The following is a 14,311-nucleotide window of genomic DNA, read 5'->3' as shown; positions in this document are numbered from 1 at the left end:
AAACTCACCCCCCCCCCCGGCCCCGACCGCCCCCGGCGTGGGGGGCGGGGGGGGGGCGGGGGGGCTGGGGGCGGCCCGGGGGGGTGGGGGGGGGCCCCCCCCCCGCGCCCACGTCCCTACGTCCCCCCGCCCTTCCCCGACGCGCAGCGCCCGTCGACGCACTCACGCCGCAGCCGCCCCCGTGACACCGTCTCCAGCAGCCCGATCACCCAGCACGTCGGACACCCCCGGAAGGCCGGCAGCGCGACCGGCAGCAGGAGCAGCGCCACCGGCCCGGCGAACGGCAGCAGCGCGAACGCCCCCAGCAGCGCGCCGAATCCGACCCCGCCCCGCAGCAACTGCCCGGTCAGCGTCCTGGTCGCACGCCCCGGTTCCCCGGCCTTCACCGCTCCCCTCCGAGCGTGACCGCCCGCACCGAGGCCCGCGCCCGGTGCAGCCGCGACTTCATGGCGGAGGTGCTGAGCCCCAGCACATCGGCGACCGTCCGTCCGCTGAGCCCCTGCACGTCCCGCATGATCAGCACCCGCCGCTGGTCCTCCGGCAGCGCGGCGATCGCCTCCGCGACCCGCCCGGCCTCCAGCCGCCCGAGCACCTCGTCCTCCACCGACCGGTACGGCGCCTCCCCGGCCGCCGGACGCTCCCTGAGCAGCGAACGCGCCCGCCGCAGGCACTCGTTGCGCACGATCCGGAACATCCAGGAACCCAGCGCCCCCGTCGCCCGCAGCATCCCGATCTTGCGGTACAGGATGATCAGCGCCTCCTGCGCCGCGTCCTCGGCGTCCTCCGGCGTGGCGCACAGCGAGCGGGCGAACCGCCGCACATGCGGATGCGCCCCCGACACCAACGCGGCGATCGCCTCCACGTCCCCGTCCCGCGCCGCGGCCACCACCGAACTCCCCACCCACTCCCGCACCTCAGCCACGCCGCCGCCCCCACTTCCGCAGCACGGTCACGCCGCACGTCACGATCAGTGCCACGCCGGCCGCCACGGCCACCCAGACCATCACCGGAATCCTCCTCCTCCGCCCCGGCGCTCACCGAAGCCGCCCATAAGAGGCGGCGACCCCGCGAAAGGATTCACCCCGCCCGCGAGGCCGGAGCAGGGGCCGGAGTCGGAGCCGGAGCCGGAGCCGGAGCCGGCAGATCCGGGGCGTACGTGAACCAGACCACCTTGCCGGTGCCCGAGCAATTCCAGCCCCACCCCTCGGCCAGCGCCTCCACCAGCAACAGGCCCCGGCCGCCGATGGCTTCGGGCTCCGCCCCGCCGCGCACGAGTGCCGGACGGACGTCCGCGACCTCGACCCGCAGCAGGCCGTTCGCCCAGCGCACGGTGACGGTACAGCGCTCGCGGGTGTGTTCCACCGCGTTGGCGATCAACTCGCCCGCGCACAGCTCGACTTCACCCAGGGCCTCCGTCGAGAGCGGTACGCCCCGCTTCCGCGCGCTCTCCACCACCGACCGCCGCGCGGCCACCACCGCCTCCTCGTCGGGCGGGACGGCCCAGGCGCCGAGAACGGGCGATCCGGCCTTCTCCGACAGGCTGATGGTCATGGGGGGCTCCGTCCGGTCAGTGGTGCGTACGGGGCACGAGCGCCTCCGCACGGCCGATGGGCTGACCTACAGTCAACGCGGGTACACGGAGAGGGAGTATCGGCGAAGCCGGTCCGGTCGTTGAACCGGTTGAACGGAGAAACGGGGATCGCGATGGCGAGACGACCGCGCACACCCAACACCGCGCTGGCCGCACTTCTCCTCCAGGCCCGCTGGAGCAACGACCAGCTGGCCCGCGCGGTGAACCGGACAGGGGTGGAGGCCGGTCTGGCGCTCACCTACGACAAGTCCTCCGTCTCGCACTGGCTCTCCGGCGTGCGGCCGCGCGCGGAGGTCCACGAGCTGGTCCGGGAGGCCTTCGCGCGCCGCCTGGACCGGCCGGTGACACCGGAGGAGACCGGCTTCGGCGAGCACGGCCGGCGAGGCGGTCGCACCAGCACACTGTCCGACCTGATGTCGATCGGAAAGGCCGATATGGATCCGTCCCGCCGTGGGGTGCTCGCCGCCGGGCTGTACTCCGTCGCGCTCACCCTGCCCGTGTTCGACGATCCGGAGGCCGCCGAGCGGGCCGCCCGGGCGGGGACGGGCCGGACGGTGCGGGTGGGGGCGGGCGAGGTGGGGACGGTCCGGGCGATGACGGAGCGGATCGCCGGGATCCTCGACGAGTTGGGCGCGGCGCACGCCCGGCCGATGGCGGCGGCGTTCCTGGTGAACTCGGTGGGGCCGTGGCTCCGGGCGGCCGGGAGCGCACCGGTGAAGGCGGAGCTGCTCGCGGCGGCGGCCGACCTCACCTATCTCACCGGCTGGATGGCGATGTACGAGACGGCCCACGGGCTGGGGCAGCAGTACTACGTCCAGGCGCTGAGGCTGGCCCGCGAGGCGCGGGACCACACCACCTACTGCCGGACCCTGCGCGGCATGGCCCTGCAGGCCTCGAACCTCGGTTACGGACCGAGGGCGCTGGAACTCGCGGACTCCGCCGCCGAGGCCGCTCCGGCGGCGGGGCCGCGGCTGCGGGCCTTCCTCGCCGGTCAGCAGGCCCACGGCGCCGCGATGGTGAAGGACCGCCGGCAGGCGTTCGCCCGGCTGGCCGAGACCGAGGCGGCGCTCTCCCGGGCGGACGGGCGCAACGACGCCGTCGGCGGCTACGACCAGGCCGCCTTCCACTTCCACGTCTCGCACGTGCTGTACGAACTCGGCGACCTGCCGGGCTCGGTCAAGGAGCTCCAGACCTCCACCCGGGCCCGTCCGGGCCACGAGAAGCAGGGACGGGTGCACGCCAACGGGCTGCTCGCGCGCAGGCAGTCGGAGCTCGGCCACATCGAGGCGGCGTGCGAGACCTGGCACGGCTTCCTCGACGACTACGTGACGCTCAGCTCCGCCCGGGGCGACGAGCACTTCCGTGCCCTCGGTGCCGCGCTGCCCGGCCACGCGCAGATCCCGGCCGTCCGCCGCCTGCGGCAACGCACCCATGACGTGGCCCGGCAGAAGGCCGCCTGAGCGGCGGAAAGGGAGAGCGGCCCCACCGACAACCGCGGTGGGGCCGCTCTCGGGTCAGGAGCGGGCGTCAGTGCCGGTGGCTCCGGCGACGCGAGGCGAGGACGAGGGCCGCGCCGCCGATGACGACGGCGGCGCCGATGCCGCCGATCAGCGCGACCTGGCTGCCCGTCGCGGCGAGGCCGCCGCCACCGTTACCGCCACCGCCGGCACCCGGCTGCTGCGTGCCGGTGGGCTCCGGGTGGGAGCTGCTGCCGCCGGTCGCGGTCACCGAGGACGAGGAACCGGGCGAGGTGCTCGGCGAGGTGCTCGGCTCGGTGGAGGGAGAGGTGGAGGGGTCGGTGGACGGCGAGGCGGAGGGCGAGGAGGTCGGGGACGGCGAGGACGTGGTCACCGTCACCGTGGCCGTGCACTCCCCCGCCGTCGAGCCGGCCGGGCAGTTGCCGCCGGGCCGGTCGGCCACCACGGTGTTGCGCAGCGTGTGGTCCCCGGCGGCCGGGTCCTTCACCTTCACCGAGTACGTCACCCGGGCGCTGCCGCCGACCGGCAGGTCGCCGGTCCAGCCGAGCACCGGCTGGGTGTAGGACACCTTGCCGGCGCTCGCGGCGGCGTCCCCGTTGTAGACGGCGTCGTCGAGGACGGCGGACAGGTCGTCGGTGACGGTCAGCCCGGTGAGCGGCGCGTTGCCGGTGTTGGTGATGTCCACCTGGTACTTCACGGTGTCGCCGGGCAGGGCCTGGGCCTTGTCGGCGCTCTTGGCGAGCCGGTAGCCGGCGTGCTCGGAGACGGTGTTGCGCACGGTGTTGCTGGTGCGCTGCTGGTCGCGGCCGGTCTGGCCGCCGCGGTAGGAGAGCGAGGAGGTGTTGTCGAGCTTGGTGCCCGGCGCGAGCCCGGCGTCGACCCGGGCCCGGAAGGAGACGGTGGTCTCGGCGCCCGGCGCCAGGTCGGCGGCGATGCAGGTGACGTTCCGCCCGGAGGCGCTGCAGCCGGGACCGGAGCCGTCGACGTAGCTGGTGCCGGCGGGCAGCACGTCGGTCAGGGTGACGCCGGTGGCGGTGTCGAGGTCGGCGGTGGTGCCGTCCTTGTGCCGGTTGGCGAGGTTGAAGGTGTAGGTGATCTCGGCGCCGGGGTCGACGGTGCCGGGCGGGTTGTTCGTGGTGGAGCCGGCCGGCTGGTTGGCCTTGGTGATCTGCAGGTCCGGTTCCAGGGCGTCGACGGCGAGCCAGACCGCCTGCGGGTGCAGCGCGTCGCCCGCGCCGTTGATGCGGAGCACGGCCTGGTGGCTGCCGGCGGGTATCCTGCCGGTGACGTCGATCATCCGGGCGTCGTAGCCGTAGTTGTTGACCGGCGCGGGGTTGCGGGTGGTGATGTTGGTGCCGGTCCCGTCGGCCGCGACGTGGTCGATCCGGCCGGCGAAAGCGTTGTCCGTGCCGCTCCCGGTGGGGCCGGGCATCGACAGCAGCGCCAGGTTGTCGGTCGAGGAGCCGACCAGCAGCTGGTCGCCCGCGATCGGCGCGTCGCCGTCGCCGACGGTGACGCCCATGGTGGCCGGCGGGGCCGTGGCGGGCGTGCGGATGCCGGAGAGGGTCAGCGTCGCCAGGTTGTCGGGGCTGCGCAGCAGTTGGAAGCCGTCCCAGACCTGGAGGTAGCGCAGCGGCTCCGCCTGGTTCTCGTAGGCGACGACCAGCGACCAGCCGCCCCAGCAGCCCACGTTGTTGCCGCCGAAGTTCTGCGCGGAGGACCGTCCGGCGCACGCCTGGATGCCCGCGACGGTGTAGCTGCCCGCACCGGCGGCCTTCACCTGGGCGGTGACGTCCTTCACGCCCGCCCCGGCCAGCAGCGGCTCCGGCGGGGTGCCGCCGACCTGCTGGTCGAACCAGTCGTAGGTGTCGGCGGTGAGCTGCTCGTAGGAGGAGCCGCCCGGGACCTTCCAGGACACCTGGTTGCCGGTGTTGATGTCCCCGGAGGTGCCGCCCGCGTTGCTGGTGTTGGTCGGGTTGAACTGCCAGTACAGACGGGCCGACAGCACCTTGGCCCCGGCCGGGATCTCCAGCTGCGCGGAGGACGCGTTGTTGCCCGGCGCGTTCGGGTCGGTCTTCACGTACTTGGTGCGGTTGTTGTTGGTGCCCTCGGTGTCGTTGCAGACCGAGCCGTCGCTGTCGTCGCACGTCAGCACCGAGTTGGACGCCATGGTGAGGTTGCCGTGCGCGAGCAGATCCACCGTCGGGTCCGGGCCGATCGGCCGCTGGGCGCCGAGCCCCCGAGCGGCCTTGCCCGTCGGGGCCTTGTCCGCGGCCGTGGCGGCCGACGCCGAGGGGGCGACGAGCGCCACGGACGGGGCGAGCGCGAGCGCCGAGGCGGCGAGTGCCCCGAGGACCGCCCGGCCGGGCGTGCGCCGGGGCCGGTGTGCGGGTGCCGGGCGTTCCCCGCCGGCGGCGGGAGGCGTGCGGTCTCTCATGGGGGACTCCAGGGATGTTCGAGGGTACGGGAGGGCGAGGGGTCCCTCCCGGTGGAATCGAATCGTGATGATACGTCCGATTTCAACCAGACCCAATAATATGTCACATTCCTTAGTTCATCGCTCAACAGTTTCGGCCCGGCCGTCAAGCGGCGAGCCAGGAAAACCCGTTGACCGCCCCGGACCCCTTTGTGTCAGCATGACGATATGAGCGACGACCGCACGATCGACCCCGTTGAGACCCGCGACCGCGCCGCGCTGACCGCCGCCGTGACGGTCGGCGCGGAGCCCAAGTGGCTGATGTTCTGGGGGCATCAGGACCAGCGGGACGGCTCGCTCGGGCCCGGGGTGCTGAGCCAGTGGTGGCCCGACCACCCGTTCACCGTCGACGGCGTCGAGTACGCGACCGCCGAGCACTGGATGATGGCGGGCAAGGCCAGGATGTTCGGCGACGAGCGGACGCTCGCCCGGATCCTCGCGGCGGCGAGCCCCGCCGAGGCGAAGAAGCTGGGCCGCCAGGTCCGGAACTTCGACGACACGGCCTGGAAGTCCGGGCGGTTCGAGCTGGTCGTCGAGGGCAACGTGGCCAAGTTCGGCCACCACGAGGAGCTCCGCGCCTATCTGCTGTCGACGCGTCAGCGCGTCCTGGTGGAGGCCAGCCCGCTCGACCGGATCTGGGGCATCGGCCTGCGCGCCGACAACGAGAGCGCCCGGCGCCCCGCCGAGTGGCGCGGCGAGAACCTGCTCGGCTTCGCCCTCATGGAGGCCCGCGCCCGGCTGGCGGCGACCACCGGGACCGCCGCCGCGCGGTGAGCTGTCGGGCGGCGCGCCCGCGGAGCACGCGCGCCGGACGGCTCACCACTTCTGCGCCCCGCGCGCTCCCGGACACCACTCGCAAGCAAGTGGACGCACTGCCGTAACGCCTACGCCGTATTTCGACGCGAGGATGTCTTGCCGTCAGGGCCCAGTTGGACAGGTTGCGGTGATCATGCGTACACGGCACATGGAACAGCCCCTCGCCCCGGACGCGGGCGGCAGTGAGAGCGAGCAGGCGGCTCTCGAACTCAGAGCGCAACTGGACGAGTTGCTCCGCGCCCGGCAGTACGCGGGGCAGCGCGAGCGGCGGCTCGCCGAAGCGCTGCGGGCGCTGCCCGACCGGCAGCGGCCGGACGCGGAGCTGCTGCGGCAGCTGACCCAGGCGCGGACCCTGCGCGAGGGGCTGGGGGCGCGCTGCCTGGAGCTGAGCGACCGGCTGAAGGCGCTGGAGGAGCAGCTGCGGCAGCCGACGCCACGTCGGTGGATCCCGCGTCAGCCCACCGGCGCGCCCGCCGACCCGTCCACCGGCATGCCCACCAACGCGCCCACCAACGCGCCCACCGACCCGTCCGTCGGCGCGCCCCCCGGCAATCCCAGCGGCCCGTCCGCCGAAGGCGGACGCACCGACGCACGCGGAGCCGACGGGGGCCGAGCCGACGGCAGCGGAGCGCACGACCCCCAGCAGACCGCCACCGCCGAGCGGCCGACGCCCCCCGCCCCGCCCCGGCGCCGCTCCCCCGCCGAGCTGTCCGCCCTGGCCGAACGCATCACCGCCCTGTACCGCCGGGCCTCCCCGGACGAGGCCACCGGCATCCTGGACCAGGGCGCCGAGCACCTCACCCCGCAGGACACCGCCCACCTGGCCGCCCTGCTCGCCCGCCGCGGTCCGGCCGGCGCCTCCGTCCACCTCGCCCGCAGCGCCGTGAACGCCGGACCCAAGCACGCCGCCACCACCCTCGCCGAGCTGCGCGAGGCCGGGCTGGCCGAGGAGGCCGGGGACCTGTTCCACGCGCTCCGCTCCTGCCCGGCCGCCGGCCTGCCCGCGCTGCTGGACGCCCTGGAGCGGGCCGGGCAGCACGCCGACGGCGACACCCTGCTCTGGGAATGGGGCTCCGCGCCGACCGCCGAGCTGGCCGCGCTGGCCACCGGGCTCTACCGGTCGGACCGCACCGCCGACGCCCGGACCCTGCTGCGCCAGGCGGCCGGCCGGCCCACCGGGGACCTCGCCGCCCTCGCCGTCACCATGGCCCCGCCGCTGCCCGCCCTGCTGCTGGGCGAGCTGCCGGCGCTGCGCCCGCCGGCCGAACTGGTCCGGCTGGCCGCCGCGCTGGCCGGCCGCCCGGACCTGTACGAGTCGCTGCTCACGCCGCTACTCGACGATCCCGTCCGCCACCGCACCACGCTCGCCGCGCTGCGCACGGCCGGCCTGCCGACCACCCCGGCCGGCCGCCCGCGCTCCCGCTGGGGTTGGCGCCAGGGCGCGTCCTAGGCCTGAGCAACACGGAGCCCCCGCCTGCCCGGAAAGGGCGGACGGGGGCTCCGTGCGGGCGGAAGGACGTCAGCAGCCGATGAGGCGCGCCGCCAGGTAGGACTTCACCTGGTCGAGCGAGACGCGCTCCTGCGTCATGGTGTCGCGCTCGCGCACGGTCACCGCGTTGTCCTCCAGGGTGTCGAAGTCGACCGTCACGCAGAACGGCGTGCCGATCTCGTCCTGGCGGCGGTAGCGCTTGCCGATGGCGCCGGCGTCGTCGAACTCGACGTTCCACGCGGTGCGCAGGTCGGCGGCCAGGCCGCGGGCCTTCGGCGAGAGGTCGGCGTTGCGCGACAGCGGCAGCACCGCGACCTTGACCGGGGCCAGGCGCGGGTCGAGGCGCATGCCGACGCGCTTCTCCATGACGCCCTTGGCGTTCGGCGCCTCGTCCTCGAAGTAGGCGTCGAGCAGGAAGGCCAGCAGGGCGCGGTTGAGGCCGGCCGCCGGCTCGATGACGTACGGGAAGTACCGCTCGCCGGACTCCTGGTCGAAGTACTTGAGGTCCTGGCCGGAGGCCTCGCTGTGCACCGTCAGGTCGTAGTCGGTGCGGTTGGCGATGCCCTCCAGCTCGGAGAACTCGCTGCCGCCGAAGTTGAAGCGGTACTCGATGTCCACCGTGCGCTTGGCGTAGTGGGAGAGCTTCTCCTTCGGGTGCTCGAACAGGCGCATGTTCTCGGTGCGCAGGCCGAGGCCGACGTACCAGTCCCAGCGCTGCTGGAGCCAGTACTCGTGCCACTGCTCGTCCTCGCCCGGCTTGACGAAGAACTCCATCTCCATCTGCTCGAACTCGCGGGTCCGGAAGATGAAGTTGCCGGGGGTGATCTCGTTGCGGAAGCTCTTGCCGACCTGGGCGATGCCGAACGGCGGCTTCTTGCGCGAGGTGGTCTGGACGGCCTTGAAGTTGGTGAAGATGCCCTGGGCGGTCTCCGGGCGCAGGTACGCCAGGCCGCTCGCCTCCTCGGTGACGCCGAGGTGGGTCTTCAGCATGCCCGAGAAGTCCTTGGGCTCGGTGAACTGGCCCTTGGTGCCGCAGTCCGGGCAGTTGATGTCCTGGAGGCCGTTCGGCGGCGGGAAGCCGTGCTTGGCCTCGTACTTCTCCTCCAGGTGGTCGGCCCGGTGGCGCTTGTGGCAGGAGAGGCACTCGGTCAGCGGGTCGTTGAAGGTCTGGACGTGGCCGGACGCCTCCCAGACCTCGCGGGCCAGGATCACCGACGAGTCGAGTCCGACGACGTCCTCACGGGCCTGGACCATCGCACGCCACCACTGGCGCTTGATGTTCTCCTTGAGCTCGACGCCCAGCGGACCGTAGTCCCAGGCGGCACGCGTGCCGCCGTAGATCTCGCTGCAGGGGTAGACGAAGCCACGGCGCTTGCTCAGGCTGACGATCGTCTCGATCTTGTCGGCTGCCACAGTGCTCTCTTCAGTACGTACGGCCCGGTCAGGGCACGGCTGGTTGCGCGTACCCGAATACCTCAGGTTACCGGCCATATGGGTACGGGGTTCAAATCGGTATCGCCGGTACCGGCCCACTCACCGTCACCGCTCGTTCACCCGTCCGAGTGATTTGACAATCATTTCCATCTAATCTGAGAATGGTTGTCATGATGATCCGACGACGTGCCCGCAGCGCCATAGCCCTGGGCGCCACCGCCCTCGCCGCCGCCCTCACCCTGACGGCCTGCGGTGACGGCGGTGGCGCCCGGAGCGCGGACGGGAAGCTGAACGTCGTCGCGTCCTTCTACCCGATGGAGTTCCTCGCCTCGACGATCGGCGGCGAGCACGTGAAGGTCACCGGCCTGACCGCCGCCGGCGTCGAACCGCACGACCTCGAACTCACCGCCAAGCAGGTCGGACGCGTCCAGAAGGCCGACGCGATCGTCTACCTCAAGGGCCTGCAGCCCACCGTCGACAAGGCGGTCGCCGACTCCCACGCCAAGTACCGGATCGACGCCACCGCCGCCGCCCCGCTGGAGGACCACCACCTCCCCGAGGACCACGCGGAGGGCGACGGCCACGACCACCACGACGAGGCCGCCGGCGACCCGCACATCTGGCTCGACCCGACCCGCTACGCCGCGGTGGCCCGCAGCGTCGGCGACGGCTTCGCCCGGGCCGACCCGGCGCACGCCGCCGACTACCGGCGCAACACCGACGAACTGGTCGGCCGGCTCACCACCCTGGACCAGGAGTTCAAGGACGGGCTGAAGGACACGAAGACCCGCACCTTCGTCACCAGCCACGCCGCCTTCGGCTACCTCGCCGAGGCCTACGGCCTCACCCAGGTCGCCATCAACGGCGTCGACCCCGAGTCCGAGCCCACCCCGGCCCGCCTCGCCGACGTCCAGAAGGCCGCCAAGGAGAACGGCGCCACCACGATCTTCTTCGAGACCCTGGTCAGCCCCAAGCTCGCCGAGACCGTCGCCAAGGACCTCGGCCTCAGGACCGCCGTCCTCGACCCGCTGGAGGGCGTCAAGGACCCGGCCAAGGACGACTACCTCACGGTCATGCGGCAGAACCTGGCCAACCTGCAGACCGCCCTGGGCGCGGACGCCACCGCCGGCCCGGGCTCCACCGCCACCCCCACCAGCTGACGGGACCACCGGCATGACTCCCCCGACACCCCCGGCCGTCCGCCTGCACGACGCCGTCGCCTCGCGCGGCGGGCGGCCGGTGCTGCGCGGCGTCGACCTCACCGTCCGCCCCGGCGAGGTGGTCGCCCTGCTCGGCGCCAACGGCTCCGGCAAGTCCACCACCGTCAAGGTCGTCACCGGCGCCGTCCCGCTGGAGCGCGGCGGCCTGGAACTCTTCGGCGCCCCGCTCGCCCGGTTCCGCGCCTGGCACCGGATCGGCTACGTCCCCCAGCGCACCACCGCCGCCTCCGGCGTGCCCGCGACCGTGCGCGAGGTCGTCTCCACCGGCCGGCTGCCGCTGCACCGGCTGCTGCCGTTCCGCCGCGCCGACCGCACCGCCGTGGACCGCGCGCTGGCCGCCGTCGGCATGCTCGACCGGGCCGGCGACGGCGTCGCCGACCTCTCCGGCGGCCAGCAGCAGCGGGTGCTGATCGCCCGCGCGCTGGCCGGCTCCCCCGACCTGCTGATCATGGACGAGCCGATGGCCGGCGTGGACGCCGCCAGCCAGCAGGTGCTCGCCGACACCCTGCGCGCCGAGGTCGCGCGCGGCGCCGCCGTCCTGCTGGTGCTGCACGAACTCGGGCCCCTGGAGCCGCTGATCGACCGCGCCGTGGTCCTGCGCGACGGCTGCGTCGCCCACGACGGCCCGCCCGTCCCCAACACCGGCCTGCACGCCCTGCCCGGCCACGACCACGTCCACCCGCACGCCGACCACGGCCACGACCACGAACGGATCCGGGGACTGCTGTCATGACCGAGATGCTCAGCTACGACTTCATGCAACGGGCGCTGATCGCCGCCGTCCTGGTCGGCATCACCGCCCCCGCCGTCGGCATCTACCTGGTGCAGCGCCGCCAGGCCCTGATGGGCGACGGCATGGGCCACGTCGCGATGACCGGTGTCGGCCTCGGCTTCATCTTCCAGACCAGCCCGGTCTGGATGGCCGTCCTGGTCTGCGTGCTCGGCGCCGTCACCATGGAACTGGTCCGCTCGCGCGGCAACCAGCGCGGCGACATCGCCCTCGCGATGCTCTTCTACGGCGGCATGGCCTGCGGCAAGCTGCTGGTCTCCAAGTCCGCCCAGGCGGGCGCCGGTTCACTGGAGAGCTACCTCTGGGGCTCCATCCTGACCGTCTCCCCCGCCGACCTGGCCACCATCGCCGCGCTCGGCGCCGTCGTCGTCGCCGTCACCCTGGGCCTGCGCCGCCAGCTCTTCGCGATCTGCCAGGACGAGGACTTCGCCAAGGTCACCGGCGTCCCGGTGCGGCTGCTCAACCTGCTGCTCGCCGTGATGGCCGCGGTCACCGTCACCGTCGCCATGCGGGTGGTCGGCCTGCTGCTGGTCAGCGCGCTGATGGTGGTCCCGGTGGCGGCGGCCCAGCAGCTCACCCGCTCCTTCGCCGCGACCCAGGCCGGCGCCATCGCGGTCGGCGTGATCGTCGCGCTGGCCGGCGTCACCGGCTCCTACCAGCTCGACGTGCCGTCCGGCCCGGCCATCGTGCTGCTCGCCATCGCGGTGTTCGCGGTGTTCAGCGCGATCGCCGCACCACTCGCCCGGCGCCGCCACCGCGGCACCCCCGACGCCGCCCCGAAGGTCTGCGACGTCCGCCTGCCGGACCCGGAGCCGGCCGCGACGGGCGCCCCGGGCCGGGCCGACGCGGCCACTCGGGCGCCCGGTGCGGGGCTGGCACAATGAGATGCCAGCCGCCCCAACCACCAGGAGGACCCACGGTGACCACCGCAGGCCCGTCGCCGCGAGCCCGATCGACCCGGCAGCGCGCCGCCGTCTCGGCGGTCCTGGACGAGATCGAGGACTTCCGCAGCGCGCAGGAGCTCCACGACATGCTGAAGCACCGGGGTGACTCGGTCGGCCTCACCACCGTCTACCGGACGCTCCAGTCGCTCGCCGACGCCGGCGAGGTCGACGTCCTGCGCACCGCCGACGGCGAGGCCGTCTACCGCCGCTGCAGCAGCGGGCACCACCACCACCTGGTCTGCCGGCAGTGCGGCGCCACCGTCGAGGTCGAGGGCCCGGCCGTCGAGCGCTGGGCCAACTCGGTCGCCGCCGAGCACGGGTTCAGCGACATCGCGCACACCCTGGAGATCTTCGGCACCTGCGCGGAGTGCGCCAAGCGCGCCTGAACGACGACGAGGGCCCGCGGGAGAGTCACCTCCCGCGGGCCCTTCCGCGTGCCGGGCGCCGGACGGCGCGCTCAGCGCTGCGCCGGCACCTCGGCGGCCAGCTCGGCCGGCACCTCGTTGGGGATCGCCCCGCCGAACCGGCGGTCGCGCATCGCGAACTGCTCGCAGGCCCGCCACAGATCGCGGCGGTCGAAGTCCGGCCAGAGCACGTCCTGGAACACGAACTCCGCGTAGGCCGACTGCCAGAGCAGGAAGTTGGACGTCCGCTGCTCCCCGCTGGGCCGCAGGAAGAGGTCCACGTCCGGCATGTCCGGGTGGTACAGGTACTTGGCGAGGGTCTTCTCGTTGACCTTCTTCGGGTCCAGCCGGCCCGCCGCCACATCGGCCGCGATGGCCGCCGCGGCGTCCGCGATCTCGGCCCGGCCACCGTAGTTGACGCACATGTAGAGCGTGACGGCGTCGTTGTCCCTGGTCTGCTCCTCGGCGACCTGCAGTTCCTGGACGACGCTCTTCCACAGCTTGGGCATCCGGCCCGCCCAGCGCACCCGCACGCCCATCGCGTCCATCTCGTCGCGGCGGCGGTGGATGACGTCCCGGTTGAAGTTCATCAGGAACTTCACCTCGTCGGGTGAGCGCTTCCAGTTCTCGGTGGAGAACGCGTACAGCGAGATGTTCTTCACGCCCAGCTCGATCGCGCCCTTCAGCACGTCCAGCACGACGCCCTCGCCGACCTTGTGGCCCTCGGTGCGCGGCAGCCCGCGCTCCTTCGCCCAGCGGCCGTTGCCGTCCATCACGATCGCGACGTGGTTGGGGACCAGCTCGCCGGGGATCTTCGGGGGCCGGGCGCCGCTGGGGTGCGGGGACGGGGGAAGGTACTCCCGCTGCTTGCCGCCGCCGAAGAGCCGTCGCGCTGCCATGTGCTCACTTCTCCACGTATCTCATCGAGCGGATGCCCCGCTCCAGGTGCCACTGCAGATAGGCCGCGACCAGGCCGCTGCCCTCCCGCCAGTACCTCGGCTCGCAGGCGTCGGCCGTCCGCCAGTCCCCTGACAGCAGCGCCCCGAGCAGTACCAGTGTCTCAGGGGAGGGTACGGCACATCCGGGCACGCGGCAGTCCGCGCACAGGACGCCGCCCGCCTGGAGCGAGAAGAACCGGTTGGGGCCCTCCATGCCGCACTTGGCGCAGATGTCGAAGCTCGCGCCGTACCCGTTGACCGCGAGCGAACGCAGCAGGAAGGCGTCCAGCACCAGGTGCGACTCGTGCAGTCCGGCCGCCAGCGTGCGCAGGCCCCCGACCAGCAGCAGGTACTGCTGGACGGCCGGCTGGCCCTCGTTCTCGGCGAACCGTTCCGCCGTCTCCAGCATGGCCGTTCCGGCGGTGTAGCGGCCGTAGTCGGCCACGATCGGGCCGCCGTACGGGGCGATCGTCTCCACCTGGGTGCAGAGCGGCAACCCGCGCCCGATCAGCTCACTCCCCCGGCTGAAGAACTGCACGTCCACGTGCGAGAACGGCTCCAGGCGCGCGCCGAACTTCGACTTGGTCTTGCGCACCCCGCGCGCCACCGCGCGCACCTTGCCGTGGTGGCGGGTGAGCAGGGTGATGATCCGGTCGGCCTCGCCGAGCTTCTGCGCCCGGAGCACCACGCCGTCGTCCCGGAAGAGGCTCATGCGCCCGCCTCCCCGCAGC

At 73.2% G+C, this 14,311-nt stretch carries 14 protein-coding genes; 7 read left to right on the top strand and 7 right to left on the bottom strand.

Annotated features, from left to right (window positions below):
* Positions 1–116 precede the first annotated feature (116 nt).
* From ACFVUH_RS29820 to ACFVUH_RS29810, 3 genes are all read right to left on the bottom strand, one after another.
* Positions 117–386, bottom strand: a complete 270-nt coding sequence (locus ACFVUH_RS29820) for a hypothetical protein (protein WP_387916429.1) — start codon at positions 384–386, stop codon at positions 117–119.
* Positions 383–922 (bottom strand): RNA polymerase sigma factor, encoded by a 540-nt coding sequence (locus ACFVUH_RS29815; RefSeq protein ID WP_387916427.1) that lies wholly within the window; start codon positions 920–922, stop codon positions 383–385. Before ACFVUH_RS29815 ends, ACFVUH_RS29820 begins: the two co-directional genes overlap by 4 nt.
* Before the next feature lie 155 nt (positions 923–1,077).
* On the bottom strand, positions 1,078–1,551 hold the full coding sequence (locus ACFVUH_RS29810; RefSeq protein ID WP_387916426.1) for an ATP-binding protein: 474 nt from the start codon (positions 1,549–1,551) through the stop codon (positions 1,078–1,080).
* A gap of 153 nt (positions 1,552–1,704) precedes the next feature.
* Here ACFVUH_RS29810 and ACFVUH_RS29805 point away from each other — a divergent pair, with 153 nt between their 5' ends.
* Positions 1,705–3,051 (top strand): hypothetical protein, encoded by a 1,347-nt coding sequence (locus tag ACFVUH_RS29805; protein WP_387916424.1) that lies wholly within the window; start codon positions 1,705–1,707, stop codon positions 3,049–3,051.
* Between the two features lie 67 nt (positions 3,052–3,118).
* Here ACFVUH_RS29805 and ACFVUH_RS29800 read toward each other — a convergent pair whose 3' ends face one another.
* Complete coding sequence (locus ACFVUH_RS29800) at positions 3,119–5,506, bottom strand: hypothetical protein (RefSeq protein ID WP_387916423.1); 2,388 nt, start codon at positions 5,504–5,506, stop codon at positions 3,119–3,121.
* Positions 5,507–5,713: 207 nt separating this feature from the next.
* On the opposite strand from ACFVUH_RS29800, the gene ACFVUH_RS29795 reads away from it, so the two are divergent.
* Both ACFVUH_RS29795 and ACFVUH_RS29790 read left to right on the top strand, forming a co-directional pair.
* On the top strand, positions 5,714–6,319 hold the full coding sequence (locus tag ACFVUH_RS29795; protein WP_387916421.1) for an NADAR family protein: 606 nt from the start codon (positions 5,714–5,716) through the stop codon (positions 6,317–6,319).
* Between the two features lie 190 nt (positions 6,320–6,509).
* Entirely contained in the window at positions 6,510–7,811 is a 1,302-nt protein-coding gene (locus ACFVUH_RS29790) for a hypothetical protein (RefSeq protein ID WP_387916419.1), read from the top strand.
* A 69-nt stretch (positions 7,812–7,880) separates the two neighbouring features.
* Here ACFVUH_RS29790 and ACFVUH_RS29785 read toward each other — a convergent pair whose 3' ends face one another.
* Complete coding sequence (locus tag ACFVUH_RS29785) at positions 7,881–9,263, bottom strand: glycine--tRNA ligase (protein WP_355373051.1); 1,383 nt, start codon at positions 9,261–9,263, stop codon at positions 7,881–7,883.
* A 191-nt stretch (positions 9,264–9,454) separates the two neighbouring features.
* Here ACFVUH_RS29785 and ACFVUH_RS29780 point away from each other — a divergent pair, with 191 nt between their 5' ends.
* From ACFVUH_RS29780 to ACFVUH_RS29765, 4 genes are read left to right on the top strand one after another with little or no spacing between them, the layout of a single operon-like run.
* Positions 9,455–10,444: a metal ABC transporter substrate-binding protein gene (locus tag ACFVUH_RS29780; protein WP_387916416.1), complete on the top strand. Its 990-nt coding sequence runs from the start codon at positions 9,455–9,457 to the stop codon at positions 10,442–10,444.
* 13 nt (positions 10,445–10,457) lie between these two features.
* A complete protein-coding gene (locus ACFVUH_RS29775) occupies positions 10,458–11,237 on the top strand; it encodes a metal ABC transporter ATP-binding protein (RefSeq protein ID WP_387916414.1) in 780 nt (259 codons plus the stop codon).
* A complete protein-coding gene (locus tag ACFVUH_RS29770; RefSeq protein WP_355373059.1) occupies positions 11,234–12,178 on the top strand; it encodes a metal ABC transporter permease in 945 nt (314 codons plus the stop codon). The genes ACFVUH_RS29775 and ACFVUH_RS29770 overlap by 4 nt, the downstream gene beginning before the upstream one ends.
* A gap of 35 nt (positions 12,179–12,213) precedes the next feature.
* Entirely contained in the window at positions 12,214–12,624 is a 411-nt protein-coding gene (locus ACFVUH_RS29765; RefSeq protein ID WP_355373061.1) for a Fur family transcriptional regulator, read from the top strand.
* A gap of 71 nt (positions 12,625–12,695) precedes the next feature.
* Here ACFVUH_RS29765 and ACFVUH_RS29760 read toward each other — a convergent pair whose 3' ends face one another.
* Positions 12,696–13,541 carry an isoprenyl transferase gene (locus ACFVUH_RS29760; RefSeq protein ID WP_380689842.1) on the bottom strand — a complete coding sequence of 282 codons (846 nt, stop codon included), beginning with the start codon at positions 13,539–13,541 and terminating at the stop codon, positions 12,696–12,698.
* A gap of 4 nt (positions 13,542–13,545) precedes the next feature.
* Positions 13,546–14,292: a DNA repair protein RecO gene (recO, locus tag ACFVUH_RS29755; protein WP_355375105.1), complete on the bottom strand. Its 747-nt coding sequence runs from the start codon at positions 14,290–14,292 to the stop codon at positions 13,546–13,548.
* Positions 14,293–14,311: the final 19 nt, after the last annotated feature.

This window comes from Kitasatospora sp. NPDC058032 (genome assembly GCF_042885845.1).
GTDB lineage: Bacteria > Actinomycetota > Actinomycetes > Streptomycetales > Streptomycetaceae > Kitasatospora.
Note: the sequence above shows the minus strand (reverse complement) of the source record. Positions and strands in the feature narration are given on the sequence as shown.